This window comes from Mariniflexile sp. (assembly GCF_041583155.1).
Lineage (GTDB): Bacteria > Bacteroidota > Bacteroidia > Flavobacteriales > Flavobacteriaceae > Mariniflexile.
Window position 1 is genome coordinate 1 of the sequence record NZ_JBFHGK010000052.1, and the last position, 24,894, is coordinate 24,894.

The following is a 24,894-nucleotide window of genomic DNA, read 5'->3' on the forward strand; positions in this document are numbered from 1 at the left end:
ATTATAGAAGCCAATTCTTTACTGGCATTGGCAGGTTGCTTGTACCATAATTTTAAGTGCGTTGCATGATTTTCTCTGGGAAAATCAAATGATATTAAAAAAATAACAACCATTGTAAGCACCCCAAAAACCTTTAAAACTGATATTAACTTATTCATTATTATTTTTTAATTTTTGATAGTTTTTCTACATCTATGGAATTTTTACCAAACGTAAAAACCCCATTTTCTAAATCCCCAGCACATGCCTTTAGCATTTCATTTTTTAAAACTTTTACTTTCTCTGGATATTTTTGGGATAAATCGTTTTCTTCGCGATAATCGTCTGGCAAATAGTACAATTCAAATGCTTTTTTAGGCATATGGGTTCTTAATTTCCATCCATCATTGGTAATGATAGTTGGCCCTATAAAAGAAGCATATATCACATAATCATGCGATTTCGTATTTCCTTTTCCTATCAATTCGTTGTAAAAAGACACTCCATCGGTTTTAATTTCACCGTTATACCCCGTAACATCGGCAAGAGTGGCTACAAAATCATAATTAGCTACTAACAAATTACTATTCTGACCTTTAGCAATTTTTTTAGGCCATCTGGCAATTAATGGTGTTACAATACCGCCTTGTAAATTGCTTCGCTTTAAGCCTGCTCTACCACCATTCCCATCAAAAACATCACCTCCTAAATCGCTGTAAAACTTATTTTTTAAATCATCAAAGCGTTCTCCCGTCTTTACGTTTTTATAAGGTTTGTAAATACGTCCTTCTTGAGCATAATAAATTTCATGTCCGTTATCGGAAGTAAAAATTACCAACGTGTTTTCATCAATCCCCAAGTTTTTTAAATGCGCCATGATTTGCCCCACATTATCGTCCAACATTTTTACCATAGAAGCGTATTCTTTCTCTATTTGGGTTAATTGCTTGTTATTGGCAAAATCGGGATGCACAGCAGGAACCGAAACCGGGCCATGGGGCAATTGGGTGGGAAAGTAAAGAAAGAACGGTTTCTCCTTATTTTTACTGATGAAATTTAAAACATTAGTCATAAACAAGTGCTGGGAATAAACAGTTTTACCTTCCATATTCCAACGTTCTTTAAACTTCTCGGGCGTTTCATTTTCTTTGGTTTTTCCACAATCGGCATGCGTATTGCCTTCAATATATTCTACTTCGCCATTTCTAAATAAAAAAGGCGGGTAAAAACCATGAGCTCTTACGTGGTCTAAATAGCCGTAGTATTCATCCCAACCATGACGTACCATTTGTTGGTGCGAGGTTGCAAATCCCCATTCCAATTTACCAAACTGACCTGTTACATAGCCTTGTTTTTGAGCCACTTCTCCTAAAAAAATAGCGTCTTTATTAGGAGGTGTTAAGGCCGAATCAATCATCCCTTGGATTTCTTGATTGGTATTGGTACCGCTGTTTAATTTTGAATAGATACCTGCTTTTGTAACTTGAAAATTATTTGGATCGCAATCTCTTAACCCTGAAATTAATGATGCTCTAGAAGGAGCACATACCATCCCTGAATAAGCATTTTCAAAAGTAATGCCCTCTTGAGCTAATTGGTCGATATGCGGTGTACTGATAATTTTTTGTCCGTAGTGACTCAACAATCCTTTACCCAAATCATCGGCATATATTAATATAATATTAGGCTGTTCATTTTGCTGTGCATTTATTATAAACCCAAACATTAACACTGTTAAAACAAACAACTTATTTATAATATAATTCATCCTTCTTTTAATATTTATATTTTATTCTGGCCTAATCCACATACAATGGCCACTACCTTCCACTATTTTAGCCTTTACCACATCACCTTTTTTAACTGAAGACACTCTTACTTGATAAGCTTCGGGGTTTGTTTTACTGTTGGTGTCTTCGGTATCTTCATAATACGTAATGATGTAATTTTGATTTTCGTTTAGGAAATCCAAAGAAATATCTAAAGTGCCGCCTTCTGCATGAACAGAGCCAATAAACCAATCATCGCCATGCCTTCTAGCTGTAGAAATGTAGGCATCCATTTTAGCATGTAATACTTTGCTTTCGTCCCATTTTCCAACTGGCATTTCTTGGATAAATTCAAATAAATCTTGTTTTTCAGCATAAGCTTCAGGAGCATCTGGAATGCATACCAAGCCACTAAAAATAATTAAAGTTCTTGCTGCTTCTGCAACAGATGTAGTTTGCAAAGAGTTTAATTTTCTAGGTCCTTTTTCTCTTTCTCCTGCATTTACACTTGAGATATCAAATACACCATTATTCATATCCAAAGGACCTTGAATGGCATTAATAAGCGCCATTCTTATGAATGTTTTTGGGGTAAAAGCGCGTCTGGAATCTTGTTGTGCATGACAATATTCTCTAGTAATCGCATTGGGATAGGTTCTACTAACCCCAGTAAAAGGAACTGGACCATCATGAAAATCTATCAATAAATTACTTTCAGCACTCATACGTATGGCATCTCTAGTAAATGGCACGTTTGAGCCCATAAAACCATACTTTATGCCTTTCATATTTAAGGATTTATAATAAGGGAATAATTCCTTATCACCATAATCGCCTTGCCTTCTATCATAATACAAAAGCAGCGAAACGCCTTTATCTTTGGCGTATTCGATTACTTTTTCTAAATCTAGTTTTTCAGACAAGGTCATTTTTCCTGGCTCTACATGAGTATACCAAGCATCATCAATCATAAAATATTCAATATTATTTTCGGCCGCAAAATCTATAAAACGGTAATAACTTTCATTGTCTATGCCATAGGTAAATCCGTCTTCTGTTGTAAACCCATGCACTCGCCAATCCCAAAGGGTTTTTCCGGGTTTTATCCAAGAAGGATCTTCAATTTGGTTGGGTGACGCAACATTTAATGGTACTGTATTGGTAAGCAAATCGCCAATATTATTTTCTAAAAGAATCACGCGCCATGGTGTAATTAATTCATTGTCTTCTGAACTAAATATATTATTTGAAATAATGTTTCCGCTTGATTTATCAAAACTTAAATTCATTACATCGAATCCTGGTACACTGACTAAATCGGACTCCATTAATGTCATGAATTTATTTTCTTTAGTTTCAATAAGCAATGGCATTTTAAATCGATAGTTTATAGAATCCATTGAACGCAAAGTGCCAATTTCAACGGGGCCAACAGGTTCTCCTTCACCAGCCGGCGAATACAAACTACTTGTTTCACCTAAACCATATTCCATATAAAAAGAAGGCTTTATACGTTCTGTAATGCCTGAAATCTTAAAACGAAAGGCTACACCGTCGTCATAAGTTCGAACGAAGAGTTTTACCGGTGTACCTTCATAACTTAAAGATACTTGCAACTCATTATACTCATTCTTAATTTCACTGAATTGCCCCCAAACAGGTTTCCATGTTTCATTTACTTGGTTTGTTTTAGTCTCCAGAACTTCTACCTCCAAATCTTTTAGAATTGAAACCTCCGAATTTGAAATCGCATCTATATTTTTATCAATAAGACTATAATATAAATGCCCTTCCTTATGATCTAAAACAATTTTAACTTGTCCATTAGGCGATGTGATTTCAAATTGTTTTTTATTCGAACAATTATATAAGCCTAAAATAAAACTTATTGCTAATAATATTTTTTTCATTTTGATAACGCTTTTGGATTATTTACAAATGCTGCCGGTCGGCTATTCTTATCAAGTTTATCTTCAAATTCGGGTATATATTTACTTAATCTTGATACTATTTCTGGATGTTCTTGTAAAACATTGGTGCTTTCGCTTATATCGTTTTCCAGATTATACAGAGCGGGTGAGGTATTCCCTGCTACTCGTAATTTCCAATAACCAGATCGCACTGCTTCTAAAACATCTTTACTGTAATAAAAAAATACGTCATGCGGCGATTTACTTTTGCCTTGCAATACAGAGAAAATATCTTTTCCATCAATTACACGGTCTTTAGGTATTTCTGTTCCAGCAAGTTTAGCAAAAGTTGGAAAGAGATCCATGGCTGTTAGAAGCTCATTATTTACAGAACCTTTAGGTATTTTATTGGGATATCGTACTACGGTTGGCATGCGCATACCACCTTCAAACGTACTGCCTTTTTTTCCTTTTAAGGGCGCAGCACTTCCTATAACGGGACCATTATCGGATGTGAAAATCACAAAGGTATTTTCTTCTAAACCATTTATTTTCAAAGCGTCTAAAATTTGACCAACCGACCAATCAATTTCACTAATGGTTTGTGGATAGATTCTATCTCGGTTTTTGTAATCGATACTGCCATTCTCTTTTGCTAAAGCCTCTTTAACATCTTCTGAAGCATCTTTCATAAATTCTGGAGAAGCCAATAAAGGACGGTGTGGACTTGTATGTGGCAGATACAGAAAAAAAGGTGTTTCTTTGTTTTGTTCTATAAAATTAACTGCTCGTTCTGTAATGCGTTTGTTTAAATAATCGGCCTCGGGATCCGTCTCAATAACGGTTTCTCCTTCAAGTAAAGGCAATGGTGGAAAATTGAATTTTTTTTGATTTCCATGGAAGGGATGAATATCATGGCTGTAGGGAATGCCAAAAAATTCATCGAAACCTTGTCTTGTAGGTAAAAATTCTGGTTGGTCACCCAGATGCCATTTTCCAAACATTCCTGTTTTATAACCTGCTTTTTTTAGCACTTCGGCAATGGTAATTTCATCTGGATTGAGCCCTTTTGAATCGGCTGCCAGTAGCACTGGAAAATTATTCCCAACAGCCATATTAATCCGAATTGGGTAACTCCCCGTCATTAATGCAGCCCTTGAAGGTGAACAAAGTGGTGCAGCCACATAAAAGCTAGTTAACTTTGCTCCTTCTGCAGCCATTTTATCAATATTTGGAGTGCTAAGATGTGTACCACCAAAACAGCTTAAGTCGGCATAACCTTGGTCGTCTGTGAATATAATAATGAAATTAGGTTGTCGGTTTACGCCTTTAACTTTTTCTTTTTCTGTTGAAAACATGTATGCCGCAGGTAGCATCATAACAATGCAAATTAGCCTATTCAAATACTTCATAATGATTTGATTGATTTCTATCCTTATTGATTTAACTATATTCTTTATTTACACATAACTATGTCATTAAAATCTCCTTAATTAACCGAAAGTTATTTTGGTCTATCCTCATGTTATTCTAGCTCCACAATTTTCTACTTGCTATATTTACATATACCTCTACGAGTTTATCCACCTTAAGACGTCCGTTTAATACATTTATGTTATTCCCTATATTTGTTTCTGAATCATTCAATAGCAGTTTTTCAAGGTCATTAATAACTTTAAGTTCTTCTTCCACTTGCCAATTTAGGTTCTCCAAACAAGGCTAGATAAATTTTATTGCCACCATATTGCAATTGCTTTGGATTTGGTTGGTATTGAATTATTTTCCACACCACATTGGTAACTATACATATTCTGCAACCTAATGACTTTATAAATTCAGGAATTGGTAACTTTAATTTTTGAAGTCTAAAATTGTCTTCGTAATTCTCACTAAATACATTATTCTCTTTTAGGTAAAAGTTTAAACCAGAACGCTTAGGATATCGTATTGTTGAAAAAGCCGCTAGTGAAGTTAACCAAATTTTAATAGTTGAAATCCAATTATTACGTTTCATATCCTTTATAAAAATCCCATCTATAATTGATGTTTTAATCGCTGTATCTTTAACTCTTAAACACCGAAAATCATCACACCCAACAACATCAATAGAAACAACCAAAATATTAGGTTTATGGGTTTTACTTCCCGCAAAAACAACGGATGTAAAAAAGTATATTAATCGAAGTAAACTAAATGTATTAATTATGATTTTCATGTATTTAGTTTAATTTCATTTTATGATTTTTTTTTATTCGCTTTAGCATTTAATACTCACAAACCAAATGTTCTATCTTATATTAGTTGTTTAAATGGTTAAAAATTATTGATTTTTTTACTGATTTTACAAGGGTTAACTTAAAAAAATTAATAACAACTGAATATAGATGCTCAAAAATAAGTTAAAAACTTAATTTAAAATTATCAAATGATGGGCACAAATGTTGCAAATTAATACTGGATGTATCATTATTGTACTTACAACAAAAAGATAGACTATATTATATGGACTTAGTTCTATAAAGATAAAATACAATCAAACACAGCAAAAAATATAATTATGTAAGCTTCCTGAAAAACCGAACTGATTAAAATTATAATATTTTACTAACTAACAATTCAAATTAAGGGAACCTTAAGTTTCAATATAAAAAAAGAGCATATAAGAGCAACATAGGTTAAAAACAATTGCTATTTTGTGCTTAATTAAAGGTAATTATGTACTTGTTAAGTTAACTATTAATCGCCGTAATTAGCCTTACATAATACTAAATAACTTAATTTTACAAAACATTAAATTTACTTCGTTTGAAAGAATTTAGTGGAATACCAGCTAAATAATTCGATATTAAAAAAAATATCCTAACAATAAATTATGAAAAAATTAAAGGAACAAACTGATGCTAAAATTGCAGAGGGACGAAAAGCCAATCCTGACTTTATGAAAGGTGTAGATGCTATTATAAGTAAAGCAAAGTCTTTCCAACAAGGTGAAGATGCGATTAAAATTGGAGAAAAAGCACCTGAAATTGAACTACCCAACCCTAAAGGAGAACTTGTATCACTATCAAGTTTATTACAAAAGGGCCCTGCTGTTATAACCTTTTACCGTGGTAGCTGGTGTCCTTATTGCAACTTACAGCTTCGAGCACTACAAGCTAAACTACCCGAAATTAAGGCTTTAGGAGCTAATTTAATCGCTATAAGCCCAGAAGTTCCAGATGGATCCTTAACAGAAAATGAAATTAGTAAAATGGAGTTTATTGTTTTGTCTGATCAAGATGCAAAAGTGGCATCTCAATATGGTGTTGCCTGGGAAGTACCAGAGTTTTTGTTGGAACATATGCGCGCAGATCGCAAACTTGATTTAGAAAAAATTAATAATGGTAATAAAAACATTCTACCAATTCCGGCAACGTTTTTTTTAGGACCTGACGGAATAGTAAAATGGACCTATGTTAACGTTGATTACCGTGCTCGCTCCGAACCTGATGATGTTATTAACGCACTAAAGAATCTGTCGTAATAACTCAATTTTAAGCTTACACACACAAGATTGTAGGTTTATATTTGAGGATTTTCCTAAAGAAAATCACACTATATAAACCTACATTTAGTTTTTTTAATGAGACATTACTCCCACAAAAAAATAATTTACGACTTACCCTTAGGCTTGTACATTACGATAACCTGAATTACAATCGCCAAGAAAACCAATAAATAAATCTCTATTTGCGTAAATAATTCAACTGTATCAAGAGCGCGTTTACTAATGGACATTTGCCTACTCCCTTCATTTATCTGAATTTTGGATAAATCATTAAGATTCGTTTTTAAACTTTCAATATAACTAACAACCTGTGAGTTATCGGTGTTATTCGATTTTAAAAGTTGACTTTCGGAATCTATTAACAACTGAATATTCCTTTTTAAATCTTTAAAAACCCTTGCCTCTTCTGCTGTTAATTTTGTCTCCTCAAATCTTGCAACTAAAGATTGTAAATTATCGTTGACTTTTAAATTTTGATTTTCAAAAAACATGGAATCTGACAATGATACTGCTAATTCTTTTTGCTGCACAGACTTAAGCATTTGAAAAATTAAATCTTTTGCTATTAATCTATCTTCATAGATGGTAACAACTGAATCGCGAACACGTACAAAATTGTTCCTATCAATTAAATTTGTAGCAATGATTAAGACAAAAATCATTGAAATTCCGAGTATCCATTTTAATTTATTGTAGAAAGTCATATTTACGGCATATTAAAGATTTAAATAGAAATACAAAGATATAAAACGTAGTACAAATTACAGATGTGCTAGAAAAACATGTTTATTAACTAATTTTACAACAAAATAATTATGATATGGCAATGAGAAATTAATAATTGCAGTAGCTAATTTTTAACAAGGTATTACTCTATAAAAAAATAACAAAGAATATAAATAATTTGCTTAATTAAGTAAGATCTTACATATATTTAATTTTTTTTGCATTAAAAATAAATGTTATGGATATGGATTATATTTTTTCGTTAACCTTTACTTTATCTATAACCTTTACTTTATCTATAATTTTAAGCCTAATACTTATTTTACTTGGGTTAATCCATTTTAATTGGGTAATCGGTGGAAAATTTGGTCTTACGAAATCCTTACCAACTAAGGAAAGTGGAGAAAGAGTGTTAAATCCGAAAAAAACTGACAGTGCCATAGTTGGTATTGGCTTAACTGCATTCGGAATGTTTTACGTTATTAAATCTGGACTTTTAACATACAATTTACCTTTATGGATACTGAGATATGCAGGTTGGGTAATACCAATAATATTTCTACTGAGAGCTTTTGGTGAATTTAAATATGTCGGATTCTTTAAAAGTGTAAAGAATACAGATTTTGGAAAATTTGACACCAAGTTTTATTCACCTTTGTGTCTTATAATTGGAATATTTGGGATTGTAATTCAGCTATTTAAATAGATGAAACTAAAATAGTATTTAATAAATTACCCTATGATACCAAGGCAAGGCCTGAATTTTTATTAACACCTTTAGAATGATAATAGGTTAGATTTTAAAATTGAATTTGGCGATTTTTTGAATAAAAAACACCTTGCTAGTTCCAAACTCTTTATTGTAATTTAATATAAAACTACTAATTTAAAGAAAACATTTTTCCTGTGTACTCGATTTATTATGCTCCTTTAATAAATGAATCTATTGAATACAAATATCTTAATAAAAAAAGTTGTTCAAAAAAATGTATTAATTTATTAATTAAGATAAACACATTTCTTGAACAACTTTTAAAGTTCAATTAAATTAAACTGAGACTATCTGTTTTCCCAACCTGAATTTTGCACCCAAACAACATCCTTATTACGATCTATAACCGTTTGAGGAATTGGGAAGGCGTTAAAATCAAAGGTTAAGCTACTTGATTGATAGTCGTATTTAGCATACTTTCTAATACGATCGGATGCCACAGTACCTCCCATACGTAATAGCGTATTCCATCTACTTTCTTCACCAAATAGCTCTCTGGCTCTTTCATCTAAAATGAAGTCAATATCCATCATTGCTGCTGTTGCTCGCACTTTACATTGCGCTCTATCTCTTATAAGATTAACATCATCGGCAGCTCCATCAGCATCGCCTCTTCTCAACTTTGCTTCTGCTCTTAATAAAATGGTTTCTGGTAATCTTATAACATAATCGTCTCTCCAAATATTTTGTCTTCTTTCTCCATCTGCAAGACCTTCAAATTGGTCTGTAGTAAATTTTTCAAAAATCGGATAATAAGCTCCGTCTGCCAAACCTATATTAGCAGCATCTAATTCAGATTGTGGTACAACCTGTCCAACTAACGCTCCTCCGTTATATGAAGGATCATTATAATATACAGTTCGTCTAATATTACTTTCGTCACCTCTTATATCTCCATCAGAAATACTAGAATCCCAGATTATGGTTTCGGTTAACTCAGTTGGTCTTATATAGGCTACACCTCTACCACCAGTGTATTCATCTTCTCCTATTACGCCTGGTATTGCTCTCCAAACGGGCATTAAATAATAAGGCAAGGCTAATCTAGCGCCTTCATCTCCAGCCTTATAAGCCTCATAATCAAATTGATACACCCAAATACTTTCTGTATTTCCATCTGCATAATTTTGATTGTTTAATCGGAATAAATCCCAATAAACATTTTTACCTGGTTCCGATGCTCTAGATCCAAATCTATCGGTCATTAAGGAATAAATGCCTCCATCAATAACATCTGAAGCATATTTAATTGCCTGATTATAAGCTTCATCACTTGAAGTTTCAACACCTAATCCTAAATAAAATTCACTTAAGAAATGTTGTGCTGCACCTTTTACAATTCTTCCAGGTTCATTTGTTGTTTCAGGTAAATCGTCCAATATCGATTCTAGATCGTTTATAGCAAATTGGTAAATTTCTGATCTTTCCGATTGTTCATAATCAAACCTAACTGTAGTTGTTCGTTCATCTACTATGGCAACTCTACCAAAAAGTTCTGCTGCCTGCCCATGGGCCTTCGCTCTAAAAAATTTAGCTTGAGCAAGAATGTATTTGCGAGAGGCTTCAGATTCAAAAGTTAGTTCTCCGCTTTCTGCTAACGAAATCGCAAGATTAGCTCTTGAAATCATCTGGTACAAATCTGTATAAATATTGTACAATCGACCAGCATTCGGAGTGATTGTGGAATTATAATCGCTAAAATTAGTGTTTTTACGAAACGTAGGAACTGTAAAAACATCGGTACCCTGGCCATACATAACACGACCTTGATTATTGTCAATATAACCATGCAGTGCACGATCTTGTTGATACATGGTTAGCACCAATTGCTCGACTTGAGCTCCTGAAGTAAATACGTTATCTACGGTTAGGAAGGTTTCAGGTTTCAAATCTAGAAATGCCTCATCATCGCAGTTAAAAATCATTAAAGTTAATGATAGTACGGCTAATTTATATATAAAACTTATTTTCATGATATTTTTTTAAAATTAAAAACTAATGTTTACTCCAAAAGTATAAGCAGTCATTACTGGTAAAGTTCCACTTTGGGCTGATATACCTCTTTCTGGATCGCCTCCACCAAACCAATTGGTGAAAATAAGCGGGTTGTCTGCACTGGTATACATCTCTAAAGAATTAATTCCGAGGTCTAATTTTTCTAATAATTCTGGTCGAAATTTATAAGTTAAGTTTACGTTCTGCAATCGTACAAAACCTCTAGATTGTAATCCTAAATAACGACTATCATTGTAATCTGGTCGTAAGTTTGTTGTACTTTGGTTTTCTGGAGTCCACCATTCACCATTGTCTACATCATTATAATCAAATCTACTTTGTAAAGAATTACTTCTAGGATTGGATCCTAAGAAAAAGTTATCACCTCCGAAAGTACCAGTAAACAAGGCGTACAATGTAAAATCTTTATAAGTAAACGTGTTAGAGAATCCCATTCTAAAATTAGGTGTACTAAATCCTAAAATTTTACGATCGCCTGCGGCAGTAATTCCAGGCAATCCATCCAAATCTCTAAACATAGGATCTCCTGCCTGAGCGCCATTATCGGCTATATATTGCGTATCACTTTCTTGTACAACTCCTATGTATTCGTACCCATAAATAGCTCCTAAAGATTCTCCTATAAATAAGCTATTAGATAAGTCGTCGTCCTCTATGCCATCACCATCAATATCATCTCCATATAATTTTGCTATTTTATTGCGATTTCTCCAATAAGTTAAGGTAGATGACCACGAGAAATTTTTAGTCTCAATGTTTTTTGAACCAAGAGAAAGTTCAACACCTTGATTATCTATTTGTCCTAAACTGGCTAAAATAGAAGTGAATCCACTAGTACTTGGAATATTACGATTAAAAATTTGATCCTTTGTTTCTGAGAAATAGATATCGGCATCTAAAGTAATTTTATTGTTCAACCAAGCCGAGTGAATACCAAAGTTTAGTGAAGTTGTAGACTCCCAACCTAATTCAGAGTTTCCTAAACTTGTTTGCTCTATACCATATTGGCTAACAGAAGGGTTGTCTCCAAATGCATATTCAATATCTCCTGGTTGCCCTGTAATTACGCCAGAAAGTGTTTGGTATGGACTTAAACCTTGATTTCCGTTTGTTCCATAAGAAGCATTGATTTTTAAATAGTTTAGAATATCACTATTACTTAAGAAGTCTTCTTTAGTAAGTGTCCAAGCACCTCCAAGAGACCAGAAAGTACCAAATCTTCTATCGGCTCCAAATACGGATGCTCCATCTCTACGTACAGCTGCTGTTACATTGTATTTATCATCAAACCCATAAGATAATCGACCTAAGTAACCAACATTTGATCTTTCTGTAATATCATAAGAGTTATTTTGAGTTGTAGCAAACGTTATACCGTTTACTCCTAAACTTGTGTTTCCTAAAGCCGCAAAATCGTTTCCGGATAGCGTAGAAACATCATATTTTCTATAATCTCTTGTTGCAACTAAAGTAAGATCCACTTTATGTTTACCAAAAGTGTTACTATAACTAATAATATTATCCATAACATAGTTATAATCTTTATAGTTAGAATTAGATCCGTTGGCTTGTGATAAATTGGCTTCTATAGCCGCTTGTGAGTATCTGCTATAGTAAGACTGCCCTTCTGTAGGTAAACCAACATAATAGCTTTCATAATAAAAACTATCTAATCGTCTGTACTGAGAACTTAGGGAATAATTAAATGTGTATTTAAGCCCTTCTATCCAAGGAATTTTTACCGTAGCATTAGCTGCCAATCTAAAATAATTTCTTTTATCAAATAAATCTCTAGTACCATCTGTTCCCCATAACGGGCTTTCAACATTATTAGCAGTAGGATATCTTTCTAATGCAGTTGATGTATTTGAAACTGTATTGAAGGGCTGACCCTCATAACGATATGGATATCCAATAGGAGCCATAAGCATGGCCTGACCTAGATTAGCAGTAACTCCTGAAAAGTCGCTATTTGTGTAGGAACCATCAATACCGACTTCTAACCAGTCGGTTACATCTGCTTGTACCCTAGAGCGCAAAGAAACTCTATTAAAATTATCTCCTATAATAACACCTTCTTGGTCTTCAAAACCTCCTGAGAAAAAATAGTTTACACCATCGGATCTTCCAGATACCGAAACATTATGTTTTTGAATCTCACCATTACGTGAAACTAAGTCAATCCAATCAGTATCAACACCTTCATCTTGTAATACATTTCGGTATTCTTCTTCCCAAACAATGGCATCAACCGATGCTGCACCAGTTTGTGTTGCATATTTTTCTAAATATTTATCGCGAGATAATAAATTTGGTTTGTTTTGCCATGTATTGAAACCAGTAGACGATGATATTTTAATAACTGGTTTAGAAGTCTTTCCTTTTTTGGTATTAACCAAAATAACACCATTACTTGCACGAGAACCGTAAACAACCGCTGCTGATGCATCTTTTAAGATATCAATAGACGCTATATCGTTAGGGTTAACATCGTTTATGCTTCCCAGAAATACAACTCCATCAAGTACTATTAAAGGATCATTATCTCCATTTATAGAGTTTTGTCCTCTAATTATAATACTAGGTGTTTGTCCAACTTGATTTTGAGTACCGATATTAATACCTGGAGTAGCGCCTCTAATGGATTGTAACACACTTGTATTTGATGAAAGTGCTATGGGTGAATCTTCTAAGTTTACACGTTCTACAGAACCTGTAATATCTTTTCGCTTTGCCGTACCATAACCTACAACAATAACCTCATCCAAACTTTGTGCATCTGTTTCTAATACAAGATCAATGTTTTTTTGATTAGCTACTGCAACTTCTTTAGTTACAAACCCTACATAAGAAATTACTAATATAGCATTGGTGTTTTTTACATTTAATGAAAAGTTACCATCAAAATCTGAATACGTTCCGTTTGTAGTTCCTTTTTCAAGTATACTTGCTCCTAAAAGTGGAATACCTTGGCTATCTTTAATGTTTCCTGAAATTGTAGTGCTTTGAAGTACCTCTTCAGTATCATTAAATTTACCATCGTTTTTACCAGTAGATGCCGAACTTAGGCCATATGTGAAAAGCATCAAGGCTAGTCCTAATAGTTTTAAACGCATTCTAACCTTCAAATGACTTGAAAGAAATTTAAACGTTTTTTTAATTGCAGTTTTTTTCATAAATTCTAGTTTAGTTGAGTGAATATTTAATTAAAATAGGATGTGTTTAGTTCCTAATTTTTCCCTAAACTATTTTAATTAAGGTATGATATAGTACTTTAATCACCATCCTACTCTGTGCCGATTAACGATGTTGTAATAGATTTCAGGTTTCATGAACCTTTTTATTTGAAATCATTTTTTAAACTTACGGGCAATTATTAACAAAAAATTAAGCTTTTCGACGAACAACTATTGTACATAGATGAATAAAACAATTTTTAAAAAATTCAATAAAATTCCTACTTTAATTTTAGAATATGATAATTTTTTGTTTTAAAACTAACAATACATCAATAAAACGTCTTTGTTTCTTCTAAATAACTGAACTATTGAATGTTACAATAAAAGATTTTAAGCCTATAACATTTAATTATAAGTACTAGAGTTTAATAACAGGGGTAGACTAATTTTTGTGGTGGGAAAGACGGATTATATAAATAGAAGTTTCAAACTAATTAATTTCAAGTTCTTATTATTCAATACAACTTAATTTATCTATAAAAAACTCTTTATAATTTATATTGGTCTCTTCTTGAGATTTTTTTGATCCGCGAAGGACTATTGATTTAATAGGTGATTTTTGCAACAAAGCGAAGTGTGTTTTTAACAAGGGGCCTTTAAAAGCAAAATCCCCACAATTCATTTCCCAGGTATGATAGAACGTAATTGATTGGTTATTTTCAAGCTTTACAGTTACACTAGATCTATTAGATGGTAGGTAACTAGAACAACCTAAATCTGCTTTTAAATAAAAAAAGATATTAATGCTATTTCCTCTTTTAAATAGTTCTATGGATACATTATCATTAATTTTATAAGGTTCAGTTCTTACAATTTTAACTCTATCAATTACATCATACTCATTCATTGTATAATGACACGTATTTCTAAACTTTATTAGCTCCAAACTTTCTTTTGAAACACTATCATTTGAAATTTCTTTAACTATTAAAGTTTTCTTCGCAGTTGTTGTTCCTAGATTTTGAGTTTTGGAAACTGACTTTTGTTTCGTCTTTTCAATGTGTTCCAACTGTTGTTTTTTAGCAAGACTTGACTCAGCTTCCAATTGTAAATTTTCAGATTCTCTAAATTTTATTATGGTATCTTGTACCTCCGTTTCATTAAATTGCTCGCTGTTTTTGTTTACAATTTCTTGTATTCTTTTCTGTCTTTCAGCATTATGTTGCAGTAATTTCAAGCGTTCTTTTTCTTGAAAATCATAAAACAAATTAGACATTTCTTCATTAAAAACTAAATGCTCAGAATCCACATATCCTAGCCAATCCTTATACTTAATTTTAAAAACATCTTTACCTAAATATTCAATAACCGTACAGGGCTCTTCGCTTTTAAATTCGGTTATTTTCCCAGTAAAAGTTCGAGTGGCTTTATCATAGGTTTTATAAAAAACACCTTCATAAGAAAACTCCGTTGGGATATTGACTTCTTGCGAAAATGAATTTAAAATTACGCTCAAATAAAATAATATGGAATAAAAATATTTTGACATTTATAAGTTAACAATAGGTTTAGATGGGGTTACTATAAATTATCGCATCTCTGTTGGATTTTTGAAAGTATTAATTTACAAAAAACTTTCTATTCAACTACCTTTTCAACCAATTAAAGATTCGATAAAAAACGTGTGTTACAGAACTACTAATTATTAGTAATGCACTTTAATACAAAAAAAAAAAAATTGATTTATAGATATGGTAGCTATTTGAACTATTTCCTAGTTTTAAATGCTCGTATCAAAAAGAGACAGAATCGTTCCAAAACTCAACGTAACTTTAAAATAATCTTCAAGTATTTTAATTATGTTTTCTTAATTTACCAATAAAATCTATAACAGCTTTTCGTCATCAAAAAGCATCAAAACATTTGATAATTTCAGCTATTATAGCTTGGAAAAAATATCAGATGGTATTTTGTCTTTTACAACTACATTTTTTGGTCCGCCTGCATTTTCACTTCTATTAAATGATAATAAAATGGTACCTGCCTTTTGATAATTATCCCAAGCTTTTACAAATCGAGGTTTTTCATCTTTATAATTTCCGAAGAAGGCCCATTGTTTAACCAAATGATCTTTTTGATCTATATAAATATGATATTTGTTTTCAGGAGTAACACCTACATTTTTAAAGGTCATTTCTAGTACATCTGCTAAATTTCCGTTTGAAAGTTGCTCAGTTTGTAGGTATTTAATTTGAACACCCTCATCTTTCAATTTCCAAGGCATGGTTAACCAATACGAATCATTAATCCACCATTTTTTTCCCTTGTCAAGTACCTTACTAAGCGCTTCTGAATCTGTAATTAATGTGCCGTCTTGTGAAGCTTTTCCTTGTCCTGAATTAATATTAACTACAAGAACTAATTTTTCATCAGGATTTTCAATTCTAACATCGCCAGTCCATTTATCCCAATAAAGTGTTCTTTTTCCAAAATCCCATTGTACGAAATGGGTATTATTCCAATTTTCAATGCCTCCCATGGCTTCGAAAGTTTGTTGGATTATGTTATCGATTTTCTTAGTATCTTCTTGAGCTTGAATAGTTACTGCCCCCAAAAGAAATAGGGTAATTATTTTAAATTGTTTCATGAATGTCATTGTTTTTTTTGTGAATATAATTAATGAATAGGTATTAAAAAATAAAATTAAAATGTGTTTTTCTACTTGCTTTCAACTAAGCATCATTAAGGAAAATGTTTAACTTAGAATTAAAGACAGCCTCTTATCGCCTTCAAACGATAAAAAATATTCATTCTAATAAAGTCAATTCATCCATCCTCCTCCAAGAGCACGGTACAATTGAATGACTGCTTGTAGCTCTTGCTGCTTATCACTCACCCCTTGCAATTGTGCGGATAATAAACTGTTTTTGGAGGTAAGCACATCTGTATAATTGGTAGAAGAAGAATATTCCAAAAGCGCTTGTGTAAATTCAACCGACTTTTCCAGAGCTGAAATTTGATGTGCCCTTGATTCCTGCTTTTCTTTCGCCTTTTTGTAAAGAAAAAGTGCATTAGAAATTTCTCCTCCAGCACCTAACCAAGCTGCCTTATAATTATAAAAAGCCTGTTGTTGTACTGATTTATTAATTTTTAACCGAGCCTTGTTTTCGCCGTTGGCAAAAATGGGTTGGGTAAGACCTCCAACTAAATTATAGAACAAGGAATTATCAAAAAAATCGGTTAAAGACAACGATGAAAGTCCGCCATTAGCTGTAATAGTAAGCGATGGATAGAAATAAGTATTTGCCAAATTTACGTCTTCAAAGGCAGCTCTAAAGGCCATTTCTGCTTCCTGTATGTCTGGGCGGTTTTTTAACAGTGATGCTGGAAGTCCAATTTTTAAATCAGAAAAGGCTGTTTGTTCTTCCAATGAAGACCGTTCGATGTGACCAGGAGTCCTTCCCAATAAAATAGAAAGTACATTCTCTTCTTCTAAAATACTCATTTCAATATCGGGGATGCTTGTTTCTATCTCATATCTACTTGCTTCACTCTGCACAACGGCCGCTCCATCTACCACGGCAGATTCTTTCAGGTATTTCATGGTTTCTTGATCGCCAATACGATTTTGTAGCGTTTTTTTGGTAATCGCCAATTGTTCATCAAGAGCCAATAAATTATAATAGCTTGTTGCAATGTCTGAAATCAATTGTGTTTGTACTGCTTTAGTAGCAGCTTCCGTCTTTAAAAATGATGCTAAAACAGACCGTTTGTTACTTCGCAATTTACCCCATACATCAATCTCCCAACTACTACTTAATTGACCTAAGTACGTAGTCGTATTTAAATTGATACCATCTACGCTTCCTAAATTAAGCGATGCTTGTGACGATTTTGATTTACTTACTTGAGCATTGCCTTCCAAACTAGGTAAAAATGATAAGTTGGCCTGTACCAAACTTGCTTTAGCCTGATTAATATTTTCTATGGCAACTTTTAGATCCAGATTGTTTTGCAGTCCTTCTTCGATTAAGCCTTGTAAAATGCTGTCTGAAATCATCTCTTTCCAAGAAAGCGTTGCTATAGATGCACTGTCCTGTACCAAAGTATCTCTATAATGCTCTGAAAACGCTGCATCTGGTGTTACATACTTCTTGTTAACCACGCCGCAAGAACTCAACAGTAAGAGCGTCATTGCAACGGGAATGATATATTTAAAGGTTTTATATTTCATGTCTAATTTTTTATTGATTCAATGGTAATTCTTCATCTTCGCCCCAATCATCATTTGGTATACCTACTAGCTTCTCTTGAAGGGTTTGGAAAATAACATAAAGAACTGGAATAATTAATACACCTAAAATGGTTCCTATTAACATACCACCAATGGCTCCTGTACCAATCGCTCTGTTTCCTATAGCGCCTGCCCCTGTTGCAATCATTAACGGTATCAACCCAAAAATAAAAGCAAAGGATGTCATTAAAATAGGTCTGAATCTGGCAATGGCACCATCTACTGCCGACTGTACAATGGTTTCGCCTTCACGCCTTCTTTGTATAGCAAACTCTACAATTAAAATTGCGTTTTTAGCGAGTAAGCCGATGAGCATTACCAGTGTAATTTGTATGTAAATATTGTTACTAATACCAAATAGATTTGCAAAAATCAAGACTCCAGAAAGTCCTGCAGGAACTGCTATTAATACCGCCAATGGTAGAATGTAGCTTTCATATTGCGCGCTCAATAAAAAATAAATGAAAATAAAACACAGCGTAAAAATATAAACGGTCTGGCTACCTGCCGATATTTCTTCCCGGGTTAAGCCTGAGTATTCATAGCCATAACCTGTTGGTAGTGTTTCTGCAGCAACTTCTTCAATAGCGTTAATAGCATCTCCAGAACTATAACCATCATTAGGCGCTCCATTGATACTAGCGGATGTGAATAGGTTAAAGCGGGTAATACTCTGTGGTCCATAAACTCTTTTTAATGTGACGAACTCCGTTAGAGGCGCCATAACGCCATTGCTATTTTTAACTTTAATGGTATTTAAACTTTCAAGATTCGCTCTAAAATTAGGTTCAGCTTGATAGATAACACGGTACTGCTTACCAAATTTGTTAAAATTGGAAGCATATACACCACTTAAATAGCCTTGCATTACACTTAAAACATCTTCAACATCTATACCAGCCAATTTAGTTTTGGCAACGTCTACCACTACTTCATATTGAGGGAACGTTGGATCTAAAGTTGTGGATGCATATTGAATTTCGGGTCTTTTGCTTAGGGCTGAAATAAAATCTTGACTTACTGCATAAAGTTCATCTACTGTTCCTCCTGTTTTATCTTGTAATTGCAATTGAAATCCATTGCTAAGACCGAAACCCGATATGGTTGGAGGAGCAAAAAAGATGATATTGGCATCCTTAATATGCGCCGTTTTACCAAACAAACTTTTGACTAGAGATTGCGCATCTTGCCCATCGCCTGACCGTTCTCCCCAATCTTTCAATCTCATTATGACTGTTGCATAATTAGATCCGGAGCCACTTATCAATCCACTACCTGTATTTGTGAATACTGCGCTTACTTCGGGAATATCCTCAACTATTTCCTTTACTTGATTAACAACTTCAGCAGTTCGTTCCAATGAAGCGGCTGCCGGTAAGCTAATATTAGCCATAACAACACCTTGGTCCTCGTCTGGAACAAAACCGGTTGCGGTTGTATTCATAAGGTAAACAAACATTCCAATAAAAATAACAAGTACACCTATGGCAATTGCTTTTTTACGGATAAGGAAGGAAATCGATTTTTTATATTTTAAAGTTGTCTTCTCAAAACCTGTATTAAATGCCACATAAAAACGTTGGATAAATCCTTTTCTGGAATGGGCTTCATCATGAGGCTTTAATAAGAGTGCACACAATGCAGGACTCAATGTTAAAGCGTTAATAGCCGATAAAATAATGGCAATGGCAAGTGTTATCCCGAATTGTTGATAAAATACACCCGAAGATCCACTAATAAAGGTTACAGGTACAAATACTGCCGACATTACCAAGGTGATGGAGATAATGGCTCCAGATATTTCGTTCATGGCATCTAAACTGGCCTTTCGTGCCGATTTGTATCCAGAATCGAGTTTTGCATGAACCGCTTCTACTACTACTATGGCATCATCTACCACAATCCCGATAGCGAGCATTAAAGCGAAAAGGGTTAACAAATTGATGGTAAAACCAAATAAGCTTAGAAAAAAGAAGGTTCCTACAATAGCTACCGGTACCGATATGGCTGGAATTAAAGTGGAACGCCAATCTTGAAGAAAAATAAAAACCACGAGAAATACCAACAGAAACGCTTCTATAAGTGTTTGCACCACTTTAGAAATAGAGGCATCTAAGAAGTCGTTAGCATTTAGCATTTTAACATATTTAATGCCTTCTGGGAAATTAACAGCGGCTGCATCTAACGTCGCTATGGCATTTTCAACAACTTCTTGAGCATTAGAACCTGCTGTTTGCGCTATAGCAATCCCAACTCCTGGGTGTCCATTCACCAATGTAGTCGTGCTATAAGACTGTGAACCAAGTTCTACTCTTGCCACATCTTTTAATCGTAAAATACGACCGCTTTCTGTTGTTTTTATGATAATATCTTCAAACTCTGAAGCATTTTGTAATTTTCCTTTATATTTTAAAGTGTATTGGTATGCCTGATCGCCTTGCAGTCCTAATTCTCCCGGAGCAGCTTCAAGGTTTTGATCTGCAAGTGCAAGACTTATATCTGAAGGCACCAAACCATAATTGGCCATAATATTGGCTTTTAACCAAATACGCATACTATAATCCCTAGCTCCGAAAGAATTTGCACTTCCTACACCATTAATTCTTTTAAGAACTGGAATGATGTTGATGTTGGCATAATTCTGCATAAATTCTTCATCATAATCGCTATTCTCGCTGTAAAGACCAATAATAAGCACATTACTACTTTGTTGTTTTTTAGTCGTTACCCCAGATTGAGTTACTTCAGAAGGCAACAAATTTGATGCGCTCGAAACACTATTTTGAACATTTACTGCAGCAATATCAGGATCGGTTCCTAATTCAAAATAAACAGTAATACTGGCAGATCCGCTACTTGCAGTCGATGTCATATACGTCATCCCTTCAACACCGTTAATGGCTTCTTCAAGCGGAACAATAACGCTGTTCAATACAGCTTCCGCATTGGCTCCATCATAAGAGGCAGAAACCTGTACAGTGGGTGGCGCAATATCCGGATATTGAGATATTGGTAAGGTTGTGATTCCTATAATTCCTAAAATCAAAATAATGATTGAAATTACAGAGGAAAGCACTGGTTTTTTTATGAATTTTTTAAACATAATAGTACTTTTTCTAATTATTAGTGCTTTTTGTGTTTTTAGTAGATCCTTGTAAAGCTTCTACATCGGCAACCTTCACCAGAACTGGTTTTATTTTTTTTCCAGTGGATAATGTATTGACACCTTCTATAATGACTTCATCATTGGCTTTTAGTCCTTCGGTTACAATGTATGCTTGTCCCGAAACGGAAGGTGTTACCTTTATTTTAGTAGATTTGGCTTGTGATAGGCTATCTACAACATAAGCATACACATTCCCTTGAATTTCATAGGTCGCAGATTGTGGTATCTGTAACGCATTTTCTATCGTTCTGGGAACTCGTATGGTAGCACTATTACCTGTTCTAAGTATATTATCCGGGTTGTTAAAAACAGCACGAACATTAAACGAACCTGTCTCTTCATCAACCTGACCACTTATAGTTTGAATGCTGCCTTTTTGATCGAACATTGTATAATCTGGTAGTAAAAGTGAAACTTCAGGCTGATTGTTCTTACGTTCATCTGAAGTAGTACCCTGATTCTGTCGAACAAATTCAAGGTGTGTTTTTTCATTCATAGAAAAATACGCATACACTTTTTTGATATTGGATATTGTTGTTAACGGCTCTACAGTACTACTGCTTACCAAACTACCTAATTTATAAGGTAAGGTTCCTATAAAACCAGATACTGGAGCGGTAATTCGGGTATAATTATAATTTGTTTTAGCATTTGCCAAACTAGCTTGTGCTTGCTCTAATGCTGCCTTTTTAGCTGTTACTGTATGCTCCGCGGATGTAAGCTCGAAACTGCTTATAATTTCTCTTTTTACCAAAGGTTTTGCTTTTTCAACATCTAACTGAGCTGAACTTACTTCTGCTTTGGCACTGCTAATAGCAGCTTGGGCATTGCGAACTTCCTGCTCGTACTGTGGTGCATTTAATACAAAGAGAAGTGTCCCTTTTTCTACATACTCGCCTTCATCAACCAAGACTTTTTCTATAAAACCTTCAATTTTAGGTCTAATTTCAATATTTTCAACGCCCTCAATAGTTGCTGGAATTTCATTATAGAGTTCTATTGTTTCTGGTGCTAGTTTTATTACCTTATATTCGGCAATAGCTTCTTTTCTTGCATCTTTGTTGCCATTACATGAGATGGACAATAAACTAATGAAGAGTCCCGCACATAAGATGCCTATGGTAGTTGTTCTAATTTTCATATATATACACTTTTTTATTGCTGTTAATTGTTTTATCTGTTATTAATTTCAAGATTGAATATTTTTTAACGAATAGAAATGAGATGAGAGCCGATAAACTATCGCTAACCACAAAGGCGATCCACACCCCATTTAAACCATATAAACTATTTAGAATATAAGAAATGGGAACAAATAGAATAATGGGGCGCAGTATGGCCAAAAATGTAGCAATCGTATTTTTTTGTATGGCTTGAAAATACCGGGTTATCACAATTTGTACCATAAAAAAAGGCACTGCGAAGACAAATATTTTCAAGGCATTTTTTGTTAAACTTAAAATACCCTCATTATTATCAATAAATCCTCTTATGATAGGAGTAGGAAATATTTCTAAAATTATGATACCAAGGACAGCTACAATAATTTCTAATTTTAGAACATATTTTAATGTCTGCAATGCACGATCGTAACGCTTGGCGCCATAATTATAACTAATGATGGGTTGCATACCATCTCCAATTCCAAGGGCCGACATCATAAAAAAGACATTGATACCAAAAATGATTCCCATAACGGCAACAGCTTCGGTTCCACCAGAAACAAGCAGTAAATGATTGGCAAATACGTTTTGTAAGCTTACGGCTGTATCCATAATAAACGGTGCAGCACCAACAGAAAGGATGGATAGAATGATTTCTTTTTTAAATCGGATTTGTTTCCATACAAGTTTTACTAAACTTTTTCCGCTTATATAATAATTAAGAAGCAGCACAGCATTTGTTCCTTGAGCTATAATTGTAGCTATAGCTGCGCCTTGTATACCCATGCCAAATAGTTTCATAAAAACATAATCCAAACTAATATTAATAAGAGATGATATTAGAACAAGTTTTGCCGGTAAACGCGGATTTCCTTCGCCTCGAATTGTAAATTCTAAGGCGATAAAAAAGCTTAGTGGAAAGCCCAAAAGAATAACAAACAAATAATCTGCAGACAGATTAAGTAAGGTTCCTTGCGCCCCAAAAAGAACCAATAAATCTTCATAAAAAACCAGACCTAAACCTGTAAAAATTACAATAACAACAAGAAGTCCCGCTATCATATTTCCAAAAACTTCTTCGGCTTTATCAGGCTTATTTTCACCCAAATATTTAGCAATTAAAACCCCTGCTCCACTTCCGAAAAGCAAAATAAAAGCAAACTGCAAAAGGTTAATGGGGAATACCATGGTAACTGCCGATATGCCTTCGGCACCAACAAATTGTCCAACAAAAATCCTATCAACAACATTATAAAATACATTAATTAAAAGCCCCAATATTGCAGGGCCAACAAAAACCAAGAGCAACTTTAAAATGGAATCATTTTTAAGGGAGTGCCCTCCGTCATTAGCGCCTGCAAGATCTTTATTGGATTTCTTATCCTTCCAAGAAAAAAAACCGCTATATAATTTTTTGATAAGACTATTCATCTGTTTGTCATACTATTTATGATTGCAAATGTATGCCCATTAAAAACTGTAATACGAATTAGTATTTACGTTAAATAGATTACTATTTAAGTTTTGCATATCTTTAACACTTAAAAAAGAAGATAGTAAGCCATGAAAGTGTATAGTGATATAAATACCTATTTTTTAAATAGTATTGAACCAGCCAATGATTACTCTAACAGTTTCTATATTAGAGAAATAAATAAGGATAAAGTTTTTGTAAAGCCTTCTGAAGAATTTTTTGGTCCACACAAACGTGATTTTTTTGAAATTGCTGTTTTGCGACGAAATACCATAAATATTCAAATTGGAAACCAAACGCTTCAGAATATGAACAATAGTTTGGCTATTGTTTCACCTTTTCAAGTGATTAATTATAGTGACGCCCCTACTGATAATGATGATGAAGGTTTTATTATATACTTTAACCCTTCAATTTTTAACAACTTAAACCAGTCTTATGGTCTTCAAAATGAGTTTCCTTTTTTCAAAATTCATACGATGCCTCTTTATCAGCTATCCGAAAATGATTTTAAAGATATACTAAGCATCGCTCAAGAACTTTATAAAGAATCAAGAAGTACAGCGTTACATAATTTTGAAATAGTTCGGTCTTTACTACTTATTTTACTATACAAAGTAAAGCGTTCTACTCAAAATAATAAAGGTATGGTTACCAGCAATAGGTTTGATACTATTATGTCGAAATTTGAACAATGTATTCTTTCAAGCAACCATCATTTTTTATCTGTAAATGAATACGCTTCGCAAATGAATATTAGCCCTATATATCTCACGGAATGTGTAAAAAAAGCAACGGGCAAGAGTGCCCAAAAAATAATTATAGATTATAAAATATTGTACGCAAAAACACTTTTACACCAAATGGATAAATCGGTTGCCGAAATTGCTTATGCACTA

At 33.6% G+C, this 24,894-nt stretch carries 16 protein-coding genes; 3 read left to right on the forward strand and 13 right to left on the reverse strand.

Translation table 11 applies throughout. The features are described from left to right. Positions 1 to 160 precede the first annotated feature (160 nt). The 4 genes from ABYI63_RS14895 to ABYI63_RS14910 all read right to left on the reverse strand — a co-directional run bounded on the left by ABYI63_RS14895 (position 161) and on the right by ABYI63_RS14910 (position 5,873). Positions 161 to 1,747 carry a sulfatase-like hydrolase/transferase gene (locus ABYI63_RS14895; protein WP_372757417.1) on the reverse strand — a complete coding sequence of 529 codons (1,587 nt, stop codon included), beginning with the start codon at positions 1,745 to 1,747 and terminating at the stop codon, positions 161 to 163. A gap of 21 nt (positions 1,748 to 1,768) precedes the next feature. Continuing rightward, positions 1,769 to 3,658, reverse strand: coding sequence for a glycoside hydrolase family 97 catalytic domain-containing protein (locus ABYI63_RS14900; protein ID WP_372757418.1), 1,890 nt, complete (start codon positions 3,656 to 3,658; stop codon positions 1,769 to 1,771). Next, positions 3,655 to 5,070 (reverse strand): sulfatase, encoded by a 1,416-nt coding sequence (locus tag ABYI63_RS14905; RefSeq protein WP_372757419.1) that lies wholly within the window; start codon positions 5,068 to 5,070, stop codon positions 3,655 to 3,657. The genes ABYI63_RS14900 and ABYI63_RS14905 overlap by 4 nt, the downstream gene beginning before the upstream one ends. A 263-nt stretch (positions 5,071 to 5,333) precedes the next feature. Beyond that, entirely contained in the window at positions 5,334 to 5,873 is a 540-nt protein-coding gene (locus tag ABYI63_RS14910; RefSeq protein ID WP_372757420.1) for a hypothetical protein, read from the reverse strand. A gap of 657 nt (positions 5,874 to 6,530) precedes the next feature. Between ABYI63_RS14910 and ABYI63_RS14915 the strand changes: the two genes are divergently transcribed. Further along, positions 6,531 to 7,181: a peroxiredoxin-like family protein gene (locus ABYI63_RS14915; RefSeq protein ID WP_372757421.1), complete on the forward strand. Its 651-nt coding sequence runs from the start codon at positions 6,531 to 6,533 to the stop codon at positions 7,179 to 7,181. A gap of 128 nt (positions 7,182 to 7,309) precedes the next feature. On the opposite strand, the gene ABYI63_RS14920 is transcribed toward ABYI63_RS14915, so the two are convergent. Continuing rightward, positions 7,310 to 7,909 (reverse strand): MCP four helix bundle domain-containing protein, encoded by a 600-nt coding sequence (locus ABYI63_RS14920; RefSeq protein ID WP_372757422.1) that lies wholly within the window; start codon positions 7,907 to 7,909, stop codon positions 7,310 to 7,312. 260 nt (positions 7,910 to 8,169) lie between these two features. Between ABYI63_RS14920 and ABYI63_RS14925 the strand changes: the two genes are divergently transcribed. Further along, entirely contained in the window at positions 8,170 to 8,637 is a 468-nt protein-coding gene (locus ABYI63_RS14925; RefSeq protein WP_372757423.1) for a DUF3995 domain-containing protein, read from the forward strand. A gap of 353 nt (positions 8,638 to 8,990) precedes the next feature. Here the strand turns inward: ABYI63_RS14925 and ABYI63_RS14930 are convergent, their stop codons facing one another. From ABYI63_RS14930 to ABYI63_RS14965, 8 genes are all read right to left on the reverse strand, one after another. Then, positions 8,991 to 10,676 (reverse strand): RagB/SusD family nutrient uptake outer membrane protein, encoded by a 1,686-nt coding sequence (locus tag ABYI63_RS14930; protein ID WP_372757424.1) that lies wholly within the window; start codon positions 10,674 to 10,676, stop codon positions 8,991 to 8,993. A 15-nt stretch (positions 10,677 to 10,691) separates the two neighbouring features. After that, positions 10,692 to 13,895 carry a SusC/RagA family TonB-linked outer membrane protein gene (locus tag ABYI63_RS14935; RefSeq protein WP_372757426.1) on the reverse strand — a complete coding sequence of 1,068 codons (3,204 nt, stop codon included), beginning with the start codon at positions 13,893 to 13,895 and terminating at the stop codon, positions 10,692 to 10,694. Positions 13,896 to 14,409: 514 nt separating this feature from the next. Continuing rightward, a complete protein-coding gene (locus tag ABYI63_RS14940; RefSeq protein ID WP_372757428.1) occupies positions 14,410 to 15,414 on the reverse strand; it encodes a hypothetical protein in 1,005 nt (334 codons plus the stop codon). Positions 15,415 to 15,837: 423 nt separating this feature from the next. Further along, entirely contained in the window at positions 15,838 to 16,545 is a 708-nt protein-coding gene (locus tag ABYI63_RS14945; RefSeq protein ID WP_372757430.1) for a hypothetical protein, read from the reverse strand. A 174-nt stretch (positions 16,546 to 16,719) separates the two neighbouring features. Further along, a complete protein-coding gene (locus ABYI63_RS14950) occupies positions 16,720 to 18,132 on the reverse strand; it encodes an efflux transporter outer membrane subunit (protein WP_372757432.1) in 1,413 nt (470 codons plus the stop codon). Between the two features lie 10 nt (positions 18,133 to 18,142). Then, entirely contained in the window at positions 18,143 to 21,295 is a 3,153-nt protein-coding gene (locus ABYI63_RS14955) for an efflux RND transporter permease subunit (RefSeq protein ID WP_372757434.1), read from the reverse strand. Between the two features lie 13 nt (positions 21,296 to 21,308). Continuing rightward, complete coding sequence (locus ABYI63_RS14960; RefSeq protein ID WP_372757435.1) at positions 21,309 to 22,499, reverse strand: efflux RND transporter periplasmic adaptor subunit; 1,191 nt, start codon at positions 22,497 to 22,499, stop codon at positions 21,309 to 21,311. Beyond that, positions 22,489 to 23,952 carry an MATE family efflux transporter gene (locus ABYI63_RS14965; RefSeq protein WP_372757436.1) on the reverse strand — a complete coding sequence of 488 codons (1,464 nt, stop codon included), beginning with the start codon at positions 23,950 to 23,952 and terminating at the stop codon, positions 22,489 to 22,491. The genes ABYI63_RS14960 and ABYI63_RS14965 overlap by 11 nt, the downstream gene beginning before the upstream one ends. Before the next feature lie 132 nt (positions 23,953 to 24,084). Between ABYI63_RS14965 and ABYI63_RS14970 the strand changes: the two genes are divergently transcribed. Continuing rightward, on the forward strand, positions 24,085 to 24,894 hold an 810-nt coding region (locus ABYI63_RS14970; protein WP_372757438.1), incomplete at its 3' end, for an AraC family transcriptional regulator.

Coding starts and splice junctions, on each gene's coding strand:
- ABYI63_RS14925 (WP_372757423.1), top strand. CDS start 8,170: ATGGATATGGATTATATTTTTTCGTTAACCTTTACTTTATCTATAACC.
- ABYI63_RS14965 (WP_372757436.1), bottom strand. CDS start 23,952: ATGAATAGTCTTATCAAAAAATTATATAGCGGTTTTTTTTCTTGGAAG.
- ABYI63_RS14910 (WP_372757420.1), bottom strand. CDS start 5,873: ATGAAAATCATAATTAATACATTTAGTTTACTTCGATTAATATACTTT.
- ABYI63_RS14945 (WP_372757430.1), bottom strand. CDS start 16,545: ATGAAACAATTTAAAATAATTACCCTATTTCTTTTGGGGGCAGTAACT.
- ABYI63_RS14960 (WP_372757435.1), bottom strand. CDS start 22,499: ATGAAAATTAGAACAACTACCATAGGCATCTTATGTGCGGGACTCTTC.
- ABYI63_RS14950 (WP_372757432.1), bottom strand. CDS start 18,132: ATGAAATATAAAACCTTTAAATATATCATTCCCGTTGCAATGACGCTC.
- ABYI63_RS14915 (WP_372757421.1), top strand. CDS start 6,531: ATGAAAAAATTAAAGGAACAAACTGATGCTAAAATTGCAGAGGGACGA.
- ABYI63_RS14955 (WP_372757434.1), bottom strand. CDS start 21,295: ATGTTTAAAAAATTCATAAAAAAACCAGTGCTTTCCTCTGTAATTTCA.
- ABYI63_RS14895 (WP_372757417.1), bottom strand. CDS start 1,747: ATGAATTATATTATAAATAAGTTGTTTGTTTTAACAGTGTTAATGTTT.
- ABYI63_RS14905 (WP_372757419.1), bottom strand. CDS start 5,070: ATGAAGTATTTGAATAGGCTAATTTGCATTGTTATGATGCTACCTGCG.
- ABYI63_RS14900 (WP_372757418.1), bottom strand. CDS start 3,658: ATGAAAAAAATATTATTAGCAATAAGTTTTATTTTAGGCTTATATAAT.
- ABYI63_RS14935 (WP_372757426.1), bottom strand. CDS start 13,895: ATGAAAAAAACTGCAATTAAAAAAACGTTTAAATTTCTTTCAAGTCAT.
- ABYI63_RS14930 (WP_372757424.1), bottom strand. CDS start 10,676: ATGAAAATAAGTTTTATATATAAATTAGCCGTACTATCATTAACTTTA.
- ABYI63_RS14920 (WP_372757422.1), bottom strand. CDS start 7,909: ATGACTTTCTACAATAAATTAAAATGGATACTCGGAATTTCAATGATT.